The sequence below is a fragment of the Rhizobium sp. BK176 genome, from assembly GCF_024808055.1.
The window spans coordinates 1-17,052 of the sequence record NZ_JANUBV010000049.1 but is presented as its reverse complement, the minus strand read 5'-3'; the positions used below and the strand labels follow the sequence as shown (position 1 = coordinate 17,052).

Sequence of the window (17,052 nt, the reverse complement as noted above, 5' to 3'; positions counted from 1 at the left end):
CATCTTCTTCCATGATTTGGTGTCCACCTATTTTGGTGGACACTTCATGCCTGAGAGCACTTCGCTTCAGAAGGTGCGCAGAAATTCGCGCTTACAATCAGTCACGATGACGGCTGTCACTGGCGCAATCGCCGGTCCGGGGGTTGTCATGGGCAGCAGCCGGCTAAATGCCGGCTCGCTCTCCGGGGGCCGACTACGCTTCTAATCAACGCAGGAGCATTGATGCCGACCACTTTTCAGATTGCCATTGCCAGCGGCGCCGCGATCGGCGGCCTGATTGTCGAAACGCAAGGGCTGGAAGGTGTATTCTCGCGGCTCTTGCTGCGCTTTGCTGAATCGCGGTCATTGGCATCCTCGGTCGGAGCACCGCTCGGGCGATCCCATGGATGTCTGTCCTGCTTAAGGTTTCTCGTAAGACAAGAGAGGCCTGGCAATATGGGCGGATATCCCTCCTCATACGCCAAGCCTCTCTCGTTTCCTCGGTAGAGGATGGAGGGAAATTATTCGTGCGGCAAGTTGGTTTCGCACCTCCATTCCCCCTCAAGTTGAGAATATGAGTATCAGCGCATACAATGGAGGTGGAGTCACGTAGTATGTGCTCTGCGATCAGCCAGGGCAGCTGCCTAGGTGCTGCCCACCGTCCCGAGGTGGTCATTATCGGAGAAAGCAAAACTTCCTTCGGCCCTCCATGGCCCTCCCCTGTAGGTCCATAGGTCCAACCCCGTAATCGACAAAAGGCGAGGTTGAAAAGCTGCCGTGACCGCTGCGTACGACGCAGCGACTCTCGCTCTATCGGCTCCGTTTTGGATAGTGATATGGGGCCGCCAACCTTGCTTGTCCCCGGGGCTGAGCCATGGTTCGAACTTTCCGCGCAAAACACCGCGAATCCGCTCCAGCTCCGGAGAGTCAAGCGTAAACGCCACTCCGGATCCGAGATGCCAGATGCCGGTCGTCGATGCTTGCATCGGCGATTGGGAGCTCGCAACGACTTCAAGAAGTTGATGTATCGTTGAGAGATGCCAGTCCGATAACCGGTAAAACACGGTGAGGTGGGCCGTCACGTGGTTGCGACCAGGTGGAAAGTGGATGCGGCGCAAGCCGTCGAAGAAAGCGAGATCTTGATCGGGAAGACGCGCGGTTAAAATCATCCGTCCAGTCTAAGCCGGTAGGATTCAGAATCTACCCTTTATCGGACGATGAGTGGGAGGCATTGATCGTCGTGTCGATCAGCGCGGCAATGATCACCCGCCTGAGGCGCGCCGGATAACAGCCGTCATCGCGGCGACGGTTGTGCCTGCTTAATGGGGAGTGATGTCAGAAGATGTGATCCATACTCGCCCGTCATATGCCAATTGGCCCTCTGCGAACTTGCGGTCGGCAATGCCCTCATACAAGGGGAGGTCACGAAGTATGCTTTGGATAAGGTCGCTTTCGCCAGGGGGCAGTGCATCGTCGGAGATGCATACGGTCTGGTGCAGGCTGCCTTCCGTCATGACCAGTATGGCATGACTACCATATAGCCGGATTTTGCCGGGCACGGTTGCGAGCGACATGGCGTCCTCCTTGAAGTTCTCCGGAGAGTGTTGTTTCGCTTTCCGGACGCTAGGGACATATGGTTAATGAAAGGTTGAGGTTTTACAATCCGGCCATCAGGAGAGGTTGCACCCCAAAAAGGTGCATTGGGCGTCCAAAGCGGGCAGAGATATTACGGTAGCGAACCTGGCCGAAATCATTGCCGTCGAGGAGATCACGTTGATGACCAAGACAGATGCGTAAGTCCTGTCATCGTATTCCTTACGTCATCGGAACGTCCGCTAGCAGGCTTCTTTCATGCCGCGCTGCCCATTATACCGCGAGTGCGGCGCTCTTTGGCAGAGTGACCGGGAATGCGGCGGGTTCCCCGCCCCTAGATCCAACCCTGTTCCGACCAGCATTTTTGGCAAGATAGAGAGCACCGTCGGCCCGATCAATTACATTCTCCAATGATGTCTCGCCAGGGGCGACCGCTGATACACCACAACTGAGGGTAACCTCATGGCTTACCCCGATCTTGCTCCAGTCTTTTATCGCAAAGCACGTCCGCACTGTGTCTGCGAGAGCGATGGCCTGCCCGATGGATGAGTTCGGAAGAAATGCCACAAACTCTTCGCCGCCAAATCTTTCGGCATGGCTGAGCTTGCCAACGATGCGCGTCGATTCCTTTGCCGGCCCCTGGATAACGAGGTCGCCCGCCGCATGGCCACAGGTATCGTTCACATGCTTGAAGTGGTCGATATCACACACGATAAGTGATCCCTCGAGTACCACGGGAATTGGAATCGAGGTATCCACCGATACTGTAACGTCGCCCGCTTAACGCGATCTAAATTGCGCACGCGGCCCTGAACGGTGTTGGCTGCCTTGACCTGCTGTGAGATCAAGGCGCGACAATCACATGACCCCAGTCGCCAATTTGCGCATGCAGGGGCGAGCTCGGTCCGGGCAGGGATTGCGGCTATGTCCGACTAATCTGTGGAGAAAAGAACAAAACGGGAATTGGCTGTCGCGGTGAATCGGTCTCTATCGTAACAAGACAGGTCAATGATGAGGTATTGATTTGGCCTATCGCTTCGTGCACACCGCCGACATTCATCTCGACTCGCCCTTGAGGACGCTTGCCCTGCGCAATCCGGAACTGTCCGATTTGATCGGCCTGGCGACGAGACGTACGTTCATTCGGATTGTCGACCTGTGTCTGGAAGAGCAGGTGGATGCGCTTCTTTTGGCAGGGGACCTCTACGACGGCGAACAGACGTCGATGAAAACGGCTCGCTTTCTGGCAGAGCAGCTCAGGCGTCTTGATGAGGCCGGCATACAAACCTTCATCATCCGCGGCAACCACGACGCACTGTCAAAAATCACGTCCGAGCTCGTCATGCCGGAGTCTGTCAAGATTTTCGGTTCCCAGGCGGAAGCGGTAGCAGTGCATCGGGGTGCCGGGCAGTTGCCCGTCGTCATCCATGGCCTGAGCTTTGCGAAGCCGCATGCTCCCCAGAGCCTGTTGAGGCATTACCCGATGCCTGTGCCCGATGCGGTCAATATCGGTATCATGCATACGAGCCTTGGAGGCTCTGAGGGGCACGACCGATATGCTCCATGCAACCTCGCTGACTTGCATCAGAGCGGTTTTCGGTACTGGGCCTTGGGCCACATCCACAAGCGGTCGGTAGCCGAAGGGGCTGCCTCTACCGTTGTAATGCCGGGAATGCCGCAAGGCCGCGACATAAACGAGGACGGACCCAAGTCGGTCTCGCTGGTGACAATCCGAGATGATCGGTCAGTGATCGTGGAGGAGCGATGCATCAACGTCGCTCAATTCGAGCGGCTGTTCATTGACGTTTCAGACGTTGCTGACTGGAAGGCAATGATTGGTAAAGTTTCCGGGGGGCTTGAAAGACTGCGCTCAACGATTCCGGCAGATCATCTGGTTGCACGGATTCAGCTTCATGGTTCCCATGAGATGGCATGGCGAATTCGCCGGGAACTCGATCTCATTAGAACCGAATTGGAAACGAGAGGCTCGGCCAGCGGCACCATTTGGATCGACAAGGTCCACACCTCGTGCATCGGTGCGGAAGATACGGAAGGCAACACCGGAAGTGCGCTTTCGGAATTGACCTCCATCATCAATGCGGATGTCCTTGGGTCGGCAGCCTATCAGCAAGAGATTGCTGCCATTGCCGACGAACTGCGCGGACAGCTCCCTCCGGAGCTCCGAAATATCTTCGGCACCGATGAGACAGCCTTCCAGGATGTGCTGGCCGGTTTCGCCCAAGAAGGCTCGGCCAACATCGTGGCACTGCTGCGCAATACGCAGGGGGAATGAATGCGCATCAATCGGCTTGATCTGACGCGATATGGAAAGTTTACCGACGGCGTGCTGGATTTTGGCTTCCGGTCTCTGGGAACGCCCGATCTTCACATCATTTACGGCCCAAATGAAGCGGGAAAGTCGACCACATTTGATGCGATTGTAGACCTCATTTTTGGAATTGGCACTTCAAGCCGATATGGCTTCCTGCATCCCTATCCTACGATGCGCATTGGTGCAGACGTCAATGTCGGCGGAAAGAACCGAGAGTTCGTTCGTATCAAGCGCCCGCAGAACAGTCTTCTCGATGACCAGGAGCGCGTCCAGCCGGAGATCGACATCAAGGCTGATTTGGGCGGTATTGATCGGGACGCGTTCGCCACAATGTTTTCCCTCGACGACGAAAGTCTGGAGAAGGGCGGTGAAGGCATTCTCGCAAGCAAGGGGAACCTCGGCGAATTGCTGTTTGCCGCAAGCGCCGGCCTTGCGGACCTCAGCAGGCAATTGACCGTAATCAGAAGCGACGCCGACACCTTCTACAAGTATCGCGCGAGAAGTGGGGCGCTTGCCGAACTGAAAGGCCGCCTCTCTGATCTGAAACAGCAGCGTGAGACGCTCGATCTGCAAGCGAGTGAGTTTTCCAGGCTCGTTGTCGAGCGCGACAGGCTCGCTGGGCTTTACGAAGAGGCGATCGGCGCGAGGGCGCGAACGCAGCGCAGGATCGAGGAAGTCAAATGCGTCCTCAACGCGCTTCCAGTCATGTCACGGCGCGGCTCGTTGAAGGATCGGCTCGCTGACCTCGACCCCGTACCGCAACCGCCAGAAACCTGGCGGCAGGAGCTGCACGAGCTGAGACGGAGCGAGATAGAGGTAAGGGTAAAACTTGAGGACCATTCTGCATCTGTAGCTTTGCTCGAGACTGAGATAGCCGACATTTCAATTGATCCTGCCGCGCTCGCCATAGCAGCGCAGGTGGAGGAGCTTTCCGAACTTCGAGCGCGGTATGTCACGGCTGAAAAGGACATTCCCAAGTTGACGGCTCGAGCATCGGAGCTGTCCATCGAAAGTATCCTTGCACTATTGGGCAGGGCAGGGGAGACAGCTCCCGCGGATCTGCTTCTGGACGCGGTTACAATCGGATCTCTGCGCTCGCTCATTGGGTCGAAGTCGGGTGTCGACGCGAAGTATTGCGCCGCCCGAGACGAGTTGCTGAGGGCGGAACGGGCACTCGCGAACCAGGAAGGTGAAGAGGTCGACCACACGTTGACCTGTGGGGAGCGCGTCCGAGCGATCGAGACCCTTCAAGCTGTCATCAAGGCAGTCCCGAAGTCAGACCAGGATATCGTTCTCCGATCATTGGCCCGTCGCGGGGACGTGGCGCGCGCAAACCTGACTGAAACGTTGAGGGCACTAGCACCGTGGCATGGAGAGGTGGAAGCTCTTTTATCGCTGGTTCCACCTACAGGTGCACGTATCGAATCCTGGAAGAAGAGCTACTCCGCTCTGGATGATCAACAGCGGATATCGCGCGCTGAGTTGCAGCGTCTCGAACTCGAGGCAGCAAGGCTTGAGGCTGAAATCAACACGTTGCGTGCTCAGGCAGGAAACATCGAGGAGCAAGCCGCAGCGGTTATCCGTGCGGAACGCGACCATGCCTGGGCGCTGCATCGACAGGCAATGGACAACGCATCCGCGGATGGGTTCGAGATGGCGATGCGCCGCCACGATCATGTGATATCGCAGAGGCTCATGCACTTTGCTGATATTGGCAAGCTTAGCCAGCTTAACCAACGGCTTGCGGTGGTGGCTGCCGATATTCGGAGCCAGGAAAAAATCCTCGCTGACGCACGGTCTGAGATGGAGGTGCTTCGGGCTGAAGTCTGTCAGGGCCTTGCGCAGTCGGAGTCAGATCCGGCCGTAACTGGAAACCCCTGGGAAATGGAGGAATGGCTACGCAGACGGGAAGCGGCCCTGAGGGCGAGAGACGATCTTGCTGAGGTCGAGCGGGAAATCGGTGATGTTCGCGATCAAATCGAAAAATCCAGACGATCAATCGTTCAAGCATTGACCGGTGCGAAAATCATGATCGACCGGCAGGCTGATGTCGGCGCGCTGATCTCGATCGCAGAGACGGCGTTGAACGCCTTCCATACGTCTGTGAACAAGGCGGCGCAGATCGAAAGGCTTCGCAATGACATCATCGAGCGCAAGCATATCATGGAAGCCGCTGACGAAGCCTCAAGGACATGGCTATCCCAGTGGAGCGCTCTTTGTGCCGGCTGCTGGCTTCGGGACCTTGGGCATTCTCCAGGTGTCGGTGCGGTGACCGAAATCCTGACCCTTCTTGAGCGACTGGCCTCGACTTTAGATGCCCGGGAGAGCCTCTTTGATCGCATTCAGAAGATGGAAAAGGACAAAGATTCCTTCGAGGAGATAGTACTGCAGTTGAGCGCTTCGCTTGGTTTGGGTTCCGAAGGTTCTCCCATTGCTCTTTGCCAGGCAATTTTTGAAAGGATCAAGACCGTCGGTCTTGACGCCGAACGCGACCGGAAACTGAAATGTCAACTTGACGGAGTGCGGCACGACGGACTTGCTCTACGAGCGACACAGGGCCTTCTTATGGCTCGGATGCGGGAGATGATGGATTTTTTTGGGGTCAGCTCGTTCGAAGCAGTCGAGGCCAGCATCGATCTTGCCTACCGAAGGCGAGATCTCGAAAACGCCATTCTTGAATCCGAGCGCGAACTTTTCGAAATGACTGCTGGCTCCACAATGCTCGAAATCGAAGCATTGACAGCTTCCGCTGACAGATCGGCACTGGGCAACGAACTGGCAAAACTGATGCCGCTCCTTGACGACCAGGACGCCCGCTGTCGCGATGTATTTCACAGCCGATCGAAGGCGCAGGATGCCTTGGACGCAGTCGGTGGGGATGCGACGGTAGCCTCAATTGAGGAGCAACGCAGGACGGTGTTGATCGACATCGAGGAAAGTGCCCGTCGCTACATGGAGATCCGTGCCGGCGTTGCTGCTGCAGAGCACGCCCTTGCAATCTACAGAGATCGTCATCGTAGTGGAATGATGGCTCGTGCATCGGACGCGTTCCGCACGATCAGTCGCGGTGCCTACCAAGGGGTCGCCGCGCAACCTGGAAAGGATGGCGATGTTCTGATTGCCGTCTCTGCGGCCGGTGGTTCGAAAGCTGCCAATGAACTTTCGAAAGGTGCAAGGTTTCAGTTATACTTGGCATTGCGTGTCGCCGGATACCATGAATTTGTGGCCAACCGGACATCGATTCCGTTTATCGCTGACGACATCATGGAGACATTCGACGATTTTCGGGCCGAGGAGGCTTTCAGGCTCCTTTCGGAGATGGGCCTGCATGGCCAAGTCATTTATCTGACCCATCACAGGCACCTGACCGATATTGCCAGGAGGGTGTGCCCAAACGTCCGCGTATACAATCTTGAAGACCTTAGCCGGCCATCGGGGTTCCAGGTAGTCGCGGCGGAATAGGGCCGGACGCAGCGACCGAGCGTCCAAGAAAGTTCGTCGCCAGCGCGATTGGAATTGTACATTTCGGGCATTCCTTCGTGAAGTTCGGCTGATCCTATCGGTTCGACGTTATGTGCTTCGTGTGAACGGCTAGCCCTTCCTGCGGTCCGTTCGCTTTGATAAGCGAACGGACCCTCCCTCATTTTCCCAAGCTGAAACAGCCGCAAAGTCCGCGTTCAGTCTTTGCCGTTTGGAGGCCGGATAATTGACGGTCGGGATAGTTGCAGCCTCAATCCGACGGATCACAGCGACCTCCTCCAAGTGCCGATCACCTTCGGCCGCTTGCATCTCAGACGTAGCGTAGTCGGCCCGCTTGAGGACGCGTCTAAGTGTTTTTCGTTCCTCGGGCGTGGGGCACATCGATTTTGATCCTTAAACTGGGGCAAAGCAAGTATTGAGATTCACCAGGCATCTCTCTCCATCTGGACTTGCATGAAGTTGCCGACGCGATAATCATCGAATGCACGTTTGTGCATTCTTCATGAAGGGTCCCCGGCGTGGTTCAGCGGCCTTCTTCCGGCGTTGAGCAGAAGCTGGCGTTCTGTCGCAGTTGGCCCCAACAGCTTCAGCAGTCGTTTCTCTTCAAGGCGGTCAAGCCGGAAGCGCTTGGCAAAATCACTTATTGTCCAGACCCTGGCCAACCTGGACGAACGAGACTGGTGAGCCTTCGTGGCAGTCATTTGCTGCTCCTCTCAGTTGCGGCCGTCATTTGAACGTCGCGGTGGCTGTGAGCTGTCCTATCGCACGCGAGGTCCAAGGACTGCGCCATTGGTTTCTCCATGAGCATCGAATGGGCAGCTCAATCCATAAAGGACCGCGAGAGCGAGCCCAATTGCCAAAGCGGCCACCATTATCCGTCGAGCAGCCCGAGAAACCATAACGCGACTATCTTTTGTAAATCAGATACCGGTCACCGGGCCGCTCGCTATTCGTTACCCTCGGCATCCTTCTCGATTGCGGACTCCAAGTCCCGCGGATGCACCTGCAACAATTGCCTTGTCCCGATACTGACGCCAAGGGCCGGTATTTCGATATGCATCGCAGTTCTTCGGTAAGCGGGAAATGACAGTCCTTCTATCAGTTCTTCATCTACTATCACTCGGTAGGTGCCCGCATCGAGCGGAGCAACCAGAGCGCTTAGGGCAAAAGGACGAGAAAAGGTATTCTCAGATTCTGTTGTGCGTTCTGACATAGGGAACTCCTATTGGTCGATTGGACCAAAGCTCAGCGGAAACGACGCGAGTTCTGAATCAGGACACTACCAGAACGTGCCTTGCAGTACGAGGTAGAGAATGAATGCTACAGCCATGTACGGCATCGATTTCATTAAGAAATCCCCGTATTTTAAGCCGCTGAGGGATCGCATTGCGCGTTCTTGTCTGGAAATTCTTGCTGTGGAAGACATCGCGTCCTCCCGCTTGGGGCTAGAGCTTTTCGTTGCCCTAAAAGCAGTGCCCGTTCCATGACTGCTACTATCTCTTAGGTGGGGAGGCTGGACGCAATTGCAAGGCGAGAAAAGACTCCTGTGATAATAATGGATAGAGCCTAATGAACGGGAACTTCGATCATGGCCAGTTAGCTCGCTGCTCCACCGAGTCGCCTGAACATCTCGTTGACACCCCCCAGCGTCAAAGAGCTTGGTCAGCCCGCTAACTTGGCTGACGCAGTGCGGTGACGCTCTCCTCCTTACGAGACGTATTGCGGCAAGAAACGCCATGCAACTCCAGGCAGACGCAGGTTCCCCCTGGCGCTACGTCTATCGTAGCGTGATTTGCTCTAAATGCCTGCAAGTGGGCAGCCTATTGAGCCGCTAGCGTGCCAGGGTATTTGGCGGGGTGGGCCGATTACGAGGGGCTTCGCTACCGGGCCGAGAGGATCGTCTCCAATGCAACAGGTCGCAATGCCTGAGCATCGACGCCGACGTCGAATTGGCGGGGAAACGGTTTGAGTCTCCCGTGCGAGTGGCCGTGCAGGTTGATCGACTTTCTTCCCATCTTGTTCCAGGTCCGAAAGGGATAGTGACACAAGATCAACAACTGGCTGCCGACCGATATTTCGGCATAGTGTTGGACACTTCCCCACCCTCTTGCGCGAACAGTCGTTTCAGGATCATTATTGCCAACAATGAGATGTTTTCGGCCATTCAAATACGATAGAAGTTGATCGCAATCGCCTCCTGTCTCTCGCATGAAATCTCCCAGATGCCAGACGTCATCCTCGGGTTTCACCATCGAATTCCAGTTTTGGATGAGGGTTGCGTCGTGAGAAGCCAAATCCGGAAACGGCCGACGATCGATCCGCAGGACGCGTGGATCGCCAAAATGCGTGTCGCTGGTGAAATAGATCATGCTCCGTTTGCTCGCTGGATCAAAAATGTCTAGGTTGCACGGGCACGCCGGGAGAATCCATCAGCATGCATTTTGCCCCGGTTGAGATGCGTCGAGCAAAGCAATTCCCTCACCCGCGACGGGTTACGAAACGAGATGTTTACGGCTGGCTCTTGCGCCCCAACCATCCTCGGCAGCAGGACCCACTGGAAGGCCCATCAAACGGTCGTACTCAAGCTCCGGTGCTCCGTATACTTCACTCGCGGCGTCGATTAAGCCCCGCGGATTTACAATCTCGATGTTGTTGCGCGTCGACCTGATTAACCTGTCGCCCTCCAGAAGGTGAAGGGCGTCCGTTACGGATGACCGCCTCACCCCTAGCATGATTGCTAGATCGTCGTGAGTAAGATGGAAAATGTTTTGGTCGACGCGATCATGGACCATCAGCAACCAGCGTGCCAGTCTACGCCGGATATCAAGTCGGCCGTTGGCCAACGCCGTGTAACTGACCTGTACACTCATCGAACGGGCAAACCGGAGGGCGAGGGTGCGCAAACCGGCGCTCGTTGACAAAGCCTGTTTGAAATCGTCGGCGGCTATTGCCAAAGTATATCCTGCGATCTGATTGATCAGCTCGAAGGGTGTCTCTTTGTCGCCCTCGGCGATGCCGTACCCCGTCATGCCCTCGTTGCCGATTAATCCCGTTTCGATCCTGCTTCCTTCCCGGGAGACGGCGACGAGTGAGGCTACGCAATCGAGGGGGAAATAGACACGGGTGATGGTTTGTCCCTGCATCTCCATGATCGCGCCCCGGGGTAGAAATATCGTCCGAAGCAGGGGTAGCAGGTCGTTGAGTTCGGATGGAGGCAATCTTCGAAGGATGCCGTTGCGCTCCACATCTTGCGCTGTGGCGCCTCGCGGGTGAAAAGCAGCAAGAAGTGCCCCGGCAATGGCATCGTCATCAAGCGGCTTCCTGAGAAGGATCTTGTCGGCATGGCGTGCCGGCACAACATCAGGTTCGTATCCGGTTGCAAAAATGAAAGGGAGCCCTCGACGTTCCAACTCATCAGCCACAGGAAAGGCCGTTTCACCGCCCAGATTGACGTCCAGGATTGCGCCCTCAATGCCCGGACTTGATCGGAGTTGTGCAAGCGCACCTGCGACGCCTGCAGCAGGACCGGCAACTTCCACGCCGTGAGCCGAGAGTTTGGATGCAAGATCCGTTGCGACGTAGTAGTCGTCCTCCACAACGAGGATGCATCTTCCCTGCAGCGTCTTCTCCACCGGCCCTTCCTTCCTTCCTTCCTTTCTTCTTTCCTCGCGAACGAAGAGCCATCAGCACGTAGCAAGAAACGTATACCGTTCAGCAACTCAAACGATCGCAAATACCCTCCGGGAGCGAGGAATTAGAATCATCAGCGATTTTACCACGAAATTAGCGGAAGTCATGGCGACAGTAACGCGGCATGGCCCACGGCGGTTCCCGACATTTTTCCAAAGCTCGCCAGTTCCTGTTACAGCCAGCGACAGGCTGCAGCCAAAAAGATCGCTGGCAAGGTGGCTAATGTGTAAACAATCATCGTAGAAGACGAATTTCTGATCGCCATGAAAACCGAGGTGATTGTCAGTGCTCTCGGCCATGACGTCGTGGGGCCATGATTGCGACTTCCGCAGCCAGACAGATGGATTGCGAATTCGCTTTTGTGGATGTTTGGCTGGCGGATGCAAAGACCGGCCCAGCCCTTGCGGATGACCAGCTTACCGAAACCGGGATAACCGTCATGTTTCCAACGGAAAATTCAGATCTCGTCACGTCGAGCGCGTCAGCGGTGGTGTTTTCCCGAAGCTCTTCGACACGGGGAGATCGCGAGCGCGATCACACATGCGGGGCGGAGCAGCGAAAATACGGAGCCATCACGCAGACTCCTACCAATTTTTGCCGACCAAGGAAGAGCGACACTTTGCACACACCTTCTGTGCAAGTGTGTGTTTGATCGAGCGTACACAGCGCATGGGCTGTTCCATTCCTGTCAGGCGGCCGTTGGCCACCTGACAGAGAAGTTGCGCACGTTCAGCCCCTCATAGATGGCTACGATAACGCTGGCGCTCCGCCGCGATCTGCTGGGGTGTATAGGGCTCAGCGGCCTCGTCGAAACGCGTCCAGCCCTCTTCCTGATAGCTCGCTCGTCGTGCCGCGTAATCCACGGCTCGAGATCCGTTGAGGATTGCCTGCGCTGCTGCAGCTCTGCTTTCGTCTACTCTTGCCGTTACCAGTGAACCGCCACGGCGAACCCCTTCGGCATAAAAGTTTGCCTCGTCTTCCGGCACACCTTCATTAATCATGGAGCCGACGATCCCACCCACGGCTCCACCCGCAACGGCGCCGGCAGCCGCACCGGCTGCAGTAGCCACGAGCCAACCGGCGGCCACGACAGGACCGACGCCCGGGATTGCCATCAATCCGAGCCCTGTTAGCAGTCCCCCGGCCCCGCCTGCGACCGCGCCGACCCCGGCTCCGGTGCCAGCGCCTTCTGCCGTGTAACTACCTTGACCTTCAACGTCCACCCCGTTTGCTTTGTTCGTGACGATACTGATGTCATCAGAAGGTACGCCTGCGTCTTCCAAAGCCGCAACTGCGGCGCGGGCTTCGTCGTAGCTGTCATAGAGTCCTGTGATCGTTCGCATATTTTTTCTCCTGGAGCTTTGTTATTTCGCCATCGTGACGTTGCCCTGGAAGTCCAGGGAGACTCCGGCTTGCTTGCCGTCCTTCTTGGCGGTTGCTCGCCACACCCCCTGGTCATCCAGCTTCAGGGCAGTGACATCCGTGTAGCCAGCGTCTTCGATGCGAGATTTCGCCTGATCCTCAGTAAAGCTGTTTTTGCCGGCTACTGGAGCGGCGGGATTGTGTTCCGTATTCACGGCTGGCGTTGTTTGGGATGTTGATGGCGTTTCGCTTTGCGCGAAGGCAGCCGTGGCCGAGATTAACAGCCCCATCGAAATTGCGGTGATTTTATTCATCGTTTTCTCCTTGAAGTCCGACGATCAAACCTAAGACAAAGCGATTTGTTCCGATGCTTTGCGAAGAACGACGAATTGCTGTCGATGTCACAAATCTGGAAATCGTGCTGGTGGCGTGCCCCGGAATTGCTTGGCTTGGTCTAGTTTTGAGCGTTGTGTTGAGGAGATGAGAGACGATAGCCGCCTTCACGCTAGGCCATCCCGATATGCGGAGCCTGTCTATCCGGTCGGAAGCTCTGCGGAGGATAATTGCGGCCGCCCCGAGGGGCAGCGCTGTTAAGCCGCTCTAGCAGGGTCAAACTGGTGGCTCAAACTGCAGTGAACATTAACACGTAAAAGTCTTGTATAATGAGGAAACCTCGCAGCGTCAGCCAACTGCGAGGTCCCTTCACTGGCGCCGTTTGCGCGCCCCTTGTAAAACCCCTGTGGCTCGCCAGGCGACATTGCTTACCGTCAAGCAGGGGACCAGTCGCCTTGGGCCGCGCCGCCGACGACCCACGAGGATCGCAAGATGCGGGGATTTCTTCATCCTGAAACGCTGAAATGGACGACGCTCGGGCGCCAGATACTTTAGCTTCCCCGGAGCGGCATTAACGACTTCGGAAAGATGCGGAGATTGGACTGCGGGGGCAACGCGCTGCCCAGGGAATGCCAAGCGGGACTAGCGACAAAAACACAGTCCTCGATCGAGGTACCGGGCTGAAAGATCCGCCAGCAAGCCGAAACCTACTTGATCACCCTCCCGGTACTGTAACTGATGCCGGGTCAAGCGCGTGAGGTCTATCTTCCCGGACAAACAAAAAAGGGCCATCCTACCGGAGGCCCTAAGGTGTGAAGGATCTACCTTCAGAGGGGAACAACGCCGCTCGGAAGCCGGGGAGTGCATCCGAAAAGTTGTAACGGCTATACACGATATACGTGAATTTCTCACCGATGCCAAGTCATTTATTCGCATCAGATCCAAAAAGCGGATAGTGCGCCGCGGGACGGTCAGTGGTGGTCTTATCCATTCAATTCATTGCCTTCCGTTACGCTTCCGATGGCAGATATAGAGGTCGGCATTGTGATAGGGGTAGCGCTAACAAACAGCGAAGTATGTGAATTTATGATGCGGCCCGACAACAGCTTCAACAGCGCGCCGTCGATGTCAACCACCGCTTCTTCAAACACAAGCTCCCACCAGCCATCCGACGCTCCGACGCCCCCTATATCAGACGAACTTGTAGCTCGAACCCGAAATCAAACGTTTGCTTTCCCCCCAAAATATGTCCAGCCATGCTTGGCTCAAATTGCCGAGGCAAGGCATCATTTCGAACATGTACCAGTTGCCACGTCTGGCCGCAGCTAGGCAGGTCGGTATCGGAGACCAATCAACCCCATGGCTTTGCCACCTGTTGGCGCAAAACGGCCGGTGCCAAGTCGAATAGGGCGTAGGCTGCGCCTGCGACGATCGGTGTCACCGATCGTCTCAATTCACGGACCACCCGACTCGGCGACAATGATCAATATTCAAGCTCTTTGGCTCGCGTATTGATCGCCTCGCAGGCGTCCCCGAATGGATCGCACATCGGCACTAGAGGCGAAGCGCCAAGCTGAAGAAGCGCCTTCAGATGCTTCCAACCACCTTCCTCGCCCACCACCGTCGCGTAGGATGTCATCACGGTGCGCTCCTCTGCATAGAGGCGCTTGTACTCCGCAAAATTGGAGAAGTTCTCGTAATTGCTCTCCGACGGATGGAAGGTCTCGGCCGCAGCACCTTCGGCAAGAATGACCTCGTGGGTACTGAGCAGGACAGCATAATACTCGATCGAGGTGTCATCGGCAGGAACGACCGGCGCGATTGTCGTGCCGTTGACGAGATCCCTCACGCGGATCAGCACGCCGTTCAGAAACAGCGCATGGCCTGGCGACAGGTAGAGATCGGAATGTGGTGTGCGGCTGTCCAGCGCGTGGCGGGAAACGCGGATCGGCACGACACCTTCATGCCAGCGCGCACCGCTCTTCTTGAAAACCTGCCGGCCGACCCATTTGACTGGACGGGCGCTCCCGTCCGGAAGGGCAACGTTATCGCCGACGCGCAGATCCTCGACAGGCTTCTCGCCGCAATCGGTGAGGATCGCCGTCCCACGCAGGAAGCACTGTGCTCCGCCGCCACCGCCGCCTCCACCGGAGCCTCCCTGTCCGCCGGAGCCATTCCCGCCTCCACCGGAGTGACCACGCCCCCAGCGCCGCCCCATTGCACTCGCGGGAGACTTGGAAGCTGCCGTCGCCAAGGCCGCAACACCAGCGAGCCGCGCACCGGCGGCAGCGGCAACACCTAGAAAATGTCTGCGCGCGGTATTGCGTGGCAGACTGTCATCTTTTTTGTAAGGCATCCTGGCAATCCTCTAACAATAGATTTCGGGTCCAAGCCGCCGACGAGTATCGCGGTACTTGGCATGTTCAAGGCGTCGGAAACCGATGCAACTTTAATAAGGAATTCTATTTCGGTCCACGTCGCCAAAAGTATTAGGCATGCAACCTGGAAGGAAAAATGGATAAATAACAACAGTTACAGGTTAAGTTTTTTGCTAGGGAATGGCGGAAAAACTTCAACTACTTCAACTTAAAGGTTTTGCACGCGAGGCTTTATTGTACGGTTTCGTACGGGACCTTGGTCCGACTTACATGTCTCACCGAAGAGGAGGTAGTCTCGTTGCGCAACAGGTATTGGAGGCTCAGTACTGCTCATGCATCGAACCCTGCATGGCCTCCACTTATTGGGAGGTAAGAAATGTTCGTTACAGGTTTTCTGGAATCCGATCTGGCCGTGCTCTCGCAGGCCGTTCAATCCTGGTACCGACATTTCAAAGCGAAGCCGGATGAGAAGACATCGGAAGTAATATGCAGCGCGGCGATCGTTCTTTTCAATCAGGGCCACCGCACTCAGGAGGACCTGACGCGCATCCTGATCGCCCGGTTTCCAAACCTGGCCGGGAGCATCGCAAATGCTCCCACGTCGATAGCCATCCACTGAAGAATTGACAAGGCGAGAAACGCCCGAAGCAGGTGACAATATTGTCCGGTTCTGCGACACGCCGGATCACCTTTGTGTCAGCTGAAGATGGCGTCGGAAATTACTTTTGACGACCCTTCTTCACCTTGATGGGAGCATTGATGATCTCCGATCTGCGATAGAGCGTTTCATGTTTTGACGGAAGCATAGCCGGCATTTGAGAAATAGTTGGCGCATTCTCTGGCTTGATGGTGTCGGCGAGTAGGCCCAGATGCCGCCAGGTTTCCTCGATGGTTCGCTTTTGGGCCTGGCGCATCCAGTGCTTGATCTTGGCGAAGGCCTGCTCGATGGGATTCAGGTCGGGGGAATATTTCGGCAGGAACCACAGTCTGGCGCCAACCGCCCTGATGGCATCGCGGATGGCCTTGGCTTTGTGTGAGCCGAGATTGTCGAGGATGACGATGTCGCCGGGCTTGAGGGTTGGGATCAACTGCTGGCGGACATAGGCGAGGAAGCATTCGCCGTTGATGGGACCGTCAAAGACGCAGGGCGCAGTGAGCTTGTCGCAGCGGAGGGCGCCAAGGAAGGTCAGGGTGCGTCAGCGGCCGTGCGGGGCAAAGCCGCGCAATCTCTTGCCCCTCGGCCCCCACCCGCGTAACGGCGCCATGTTGGTGCGGATCCACGTCTCGTCGATAAAGACGACCCGCTTCGGATCGATGCGGTCTTGCCAGGCCCTCCAGCGGGCAGAAGCGGACGGTCCCGAGCAAATATTCGGGGAGTGGTGGCAGCGCTGTTCGGAGTACGAGGCGGTCAGGGATTATTTTGTCGTCGAGGATGATGCGGGCGAGCGGCTTTGGATATTCCGCTCCGGCGATGGCGTGGATGCGGAAACGGGATCGCATAGGTGGTTCATGCACGGGATCTTCGCATGAGATGCGCCGAGCTGCAGGTCACTACCCACTTCAGCTTCCTCCGGGGCGCGTCGTCGGCCGACGAGCTTTTCCAGACCGCCAAAGAGCTTGGCATCGATGCCATCGGTGTCATGGACCGGAATTCGCTGGCCGGGATCCTCCGTGTGCTCGAGGCCTCCCGGGCGACGGGGATCAGGCTCGTCGTCGGCTGTCGACTTGACCTTCAGGACGGCATGTCGGTTCTCGTCTATCCGACCGACCGCATCGCATACTCGAGGCTGACCGCCTGATCACCCTAGACTAGCACTACTTTGGCAGGTTTTTAGCGGGCGGGTTATTTTTGGGATTCCCATGAAAGGGTTTGCGTGATTCATGAGAGGTCGGCTTATGGAGGGC

General features: G+C 56.5%; 14 protein-coding genes and 3 pseudogenes. 7 read left to right on the top strand and 10 right to left on the bottom strand.

Annotation, left to right across the window (positions count from 1 at the left end; genetic code table 11):
- Positions 1-205: hypothetical protein (locus FHT76_RS40570; RefSeq protein ID WP_259186845.1), on the top strand; the 205-nt coding region annotated here is incomplete at its 5' end.
- Between the two features lie 418 nt (positions 206-623).
- Here FHT76_RS40570 and FHT76_RS41615 read toward each other — a convergent pair.
- From FHT76_RS41615 to FHT76_RS40560, 3 genes are all read right to left on the bottom strand, one after another.
- Positions 624-1,148 (bottom strand): 2'-5' RNA ligase family protein, encoded by a 525-nt coding sequence (locus FHT76_RS41615; protein ID WP_183758324.1) that lies wholly within the window; start codon positions 1,146-1,148, stop codon positions 624-626.
- 150 nt (positions 1,149-1,298) lie between these two features.
- A complete protein-coding gene (locus FHT76_RS40565; RefSeq protein ID WP_183758326.1) occupies positions 1,299-1,553 on the bottom strand; it encodes a hypothetical protein in 255 nt (84 codons plus the stop codon).
- Positions 1,554-1,845: 292 nt separating this feature from the next.
- Positions 1,846-2,283: a GGDEF domain-containing protein gene (locus FHT76_RS40560; RefSeq protein WP_183758328.1), complete on the bottom strand. Its 438-nt coding sequence runs from the start codon at positions 2,281-2,283 to the stop codon at positions 1,846-1,848.
- Positions 2,284-2,596: 313 nt separating this feature from the next.
- Between FHT76_RS40560 and FHT76_RS40555 the strand changes: the two genes are divergently transcribed.
- Positions 2,597-3,865 carry a DNA repair exonuclease gene (locus FHT76_RS40555; RefSeq protein WP_183865134.1) on the top strand — a complete coding sequence of 423 codons (1,269 nt, stop codon included), beginning with the start codon at positions 2,597-2,599 and terminating at the stop codon, positions 3,863-3,865.
- Positions 3,866-7,366, top strand: coding sequence for an AAA family ATPase (locus FHT76_RS40550; RefSeq protein ID WP_259186844.1), 3,501 nt, complete (start codon positions 3,866-3,868; stop codon positions 7,364-7,366). It begins immediately after the preceding gene.
- A gap of 964 nt (positions 7,367-8,330) precedes the next feature.
- On the opposite strand, the gene FHT76_RS40540 is transcribed toward FHT76_RS40550, so the two are convergent.
- Positions 8,331-8,597, bottom strand: a complete 267-nt coding sequence (locus tag FHT76_RS40540; protein ID WP_259186843.1) for a hypothetical protein — start codon at positions 8,595-8,597, stop codon at positions 8,331-8,333.
- Between the two features lie 100 nt (positions 8,598-8,697).
- Here FHT76_RS40540 and FHT76_RS40535 point away from each other — a divergent pair, with 100 nt between their 5' ends.
- Positions 8,698-8,871: a hypothetical protein gene (locus FHT76_RS40535; protein ID WP_183770353.1), complete on the top strand. Its 174-nt coding sequence runs from the start codon at positions 8,698-8,700 to the stop codon at positions 8,869-8,871.
- 393 nt (positions 8,872-9,264) lie between these two features.
- Here the strand turns inward: FHT76_RS40535 and FHT76_RS40530 are convergent, their stop codons facing one another.
- From FHT76_RS40530 to FHT76_RS40510, 5 genes are all read right to left on the bottom strand, one after another.
- Positions 9,265-9,753 carry a metallophosphoesterase family protein gene (locus FHT76_RS40530; RefSeq protein WP_246712864.1) on the bottom strand — a complete coding sequence of 163 codons (489 nt, stop codon included), beginning with the start codon at positions 9,751-9,753 and terminating at the stop codon, positions 9,265-9,267.
- Positions 9,754-9,876: 123 nt separating this feature from the next.
- Complete coding sequence (locus FHT76_RS40525) at positions 9,877-11,016, bottom strand: helix-turn-helix domain-containing protein (RefSeq protein WP_183865136.1); 1,140 nt, start codon at positions 11,014-11,016, stop codon at positions 9,877-9,879.
- A 795-nt stretch (positions 11,017-11,811) separates the two neighbouring features.
- Positions 11,812-12,417, bottom strand: a complete 606-nt coding sequence (locus FHT76_RS40520) for a general stress protein (RefSeq protein WP_183758338.1) — start codon at positions 12,415-12,417, stop codon at positions 11,812-11,814.
- A 21-nt stretch (positions 12,418-12,438) separates the two neighbouring features.
- Entirely contained in the window at positions 12,439-12,750 is a 312-nt protein-coding gene (locus FHT76_RS40515) for a PepSY domain-containing protein (RefSeq protein WP_183758340.1), read from the bottom strand.
- Positions 12,751-14,252: 1,502 nt separating this feature from the next.
- On the bottom strand, positions 14,253-15,125 hold the full coding sequence (locus FHT76_RS40510) for a Hint domain-containing protein (protein ID WP_259186838.1): 873 nt from the start codon (positions 15,123-15,125) through the stop codon (positions 14,253-14,255).
- Positions 15,126-15,523: 398 nt separating this feature from the next.
- Here FHT76_RS40510 and FHT76_RS40505 point away from each other — a divergent pair, with 398 nt between their 5' ends.
- Entirely contained in the window at positions 15,524-15,766 is a 243-nt protein-coding gene (locus FHT76_RS40505; RefSeq protein WP_183865140.1) for a hypothetical protein, read from the top strand.
- A 167-nt stretch (positions 15,767-15,933) separates the two neighbouring features.
- On the opposite strand, the pseudogene FHT76_RS40500 reads toward FHT76_RS40505, so the two are convergent.
- Positions 15,934-16,490 (bottom strand): annotated as a pseudogene (locus tag FHT76_RS40500) (IS630 family transposase); the annotation flags it as partial.
- Positions 16,491-16,494: 4 nt separating this feature from the next.
- Here FHT76_RS40500 and FHT76_RS40495 point away from each other — a divergent pair.
- Together FHT76_RS40495 and FHT76_RS40490 are read left to right on the top strand one after the other, a co-directional pair.
- Positions 16,495-16,677, top strand: a pseudogene (locus FHT76_RS40495) (DNA polymerase Y family protein); the annotation flags it as partial.
- Positions 16,674-16,940 (top strand): annotated as a pseudogene (locus tag FHT76_RS40490) (PHP domain-containing protein); the annotation flags it as partial. The pseudogenes FHT76_RS40495 and FHT76_RS40490, both read left to right, overlap by 4 nt.
- Positions 16,941-17,052: the final 112 nt, after the last annotated feature.

Coding starts and splice junctions, on each gene's coding strand:
- FHT76_RS40540 (WP_259186843.1), bottom strand. CDS start 8,597: ATGTCAGAACGCACAACAGAATCTGAGAATACCTTTTCTCGTCCTTTT.
- FHT76_RS40530 (WP_246712864.1), bottom strand. CDS start 9,753: ATGATCTATTTCACCAGCGACACGCATTTTGGCGATCCACGCGTCCTG.
- FHT76_RS40565 (WP_183758326.1), bottom strand. CDS start 1,553: ATGTCGCTCGCAACCGTGCCCGGCAAAATCCGGCTATATGGTAGTCAT.
- FHT76_RS40515 (WP_183758340.1), bottom strand. CDS start 12,750: ATGAATAAAATCACCGCAATTTCGATGGGGCTGTTAATCTCGGCCACG.
- FHT76_RS40510 (WP_259186838.1), bottom strand. CDS start 15,125: ATGCCTTACAAAAAAGATGACAGTCTGCCACGCAATACCGCGCGCAGA.
- FHT76_RS40535 (WP_183770353.1), top strand. CDS start 8,698: ATGAATGCTACAGCCATGTACGGCATCGATTTCATTAAGAAATCCCCG.
- FHT76_RS41615 (WP_183758324.1), bottom strand. CDS start 1,148: ATGATTTTAACCGCGCGTCTTCCCGATCAAGATCTCGCTTTCTTCGAC.
- FHT76_RS40520 (WP_183758338.1), bottom strand. CDS start 12,417: ATGCGAACGATCACAGGACTCTATGACAGCTACGACGAAGCCCGCGCC.
- FHT76_RS40550 (WP_259186844.1), top strand. CDS start 3,866: ATGCGCATCAATCGGCTTGATCTGACGCGATATGGAAAGTTTACCGAC.
- FHT76_RS40505 (WP_183865140.1), top strand. CDS start 15,524: ATGTTCGTTACAGGTTTTCTGGAATCCGATCTGGCCGTGCTCTCGCAG.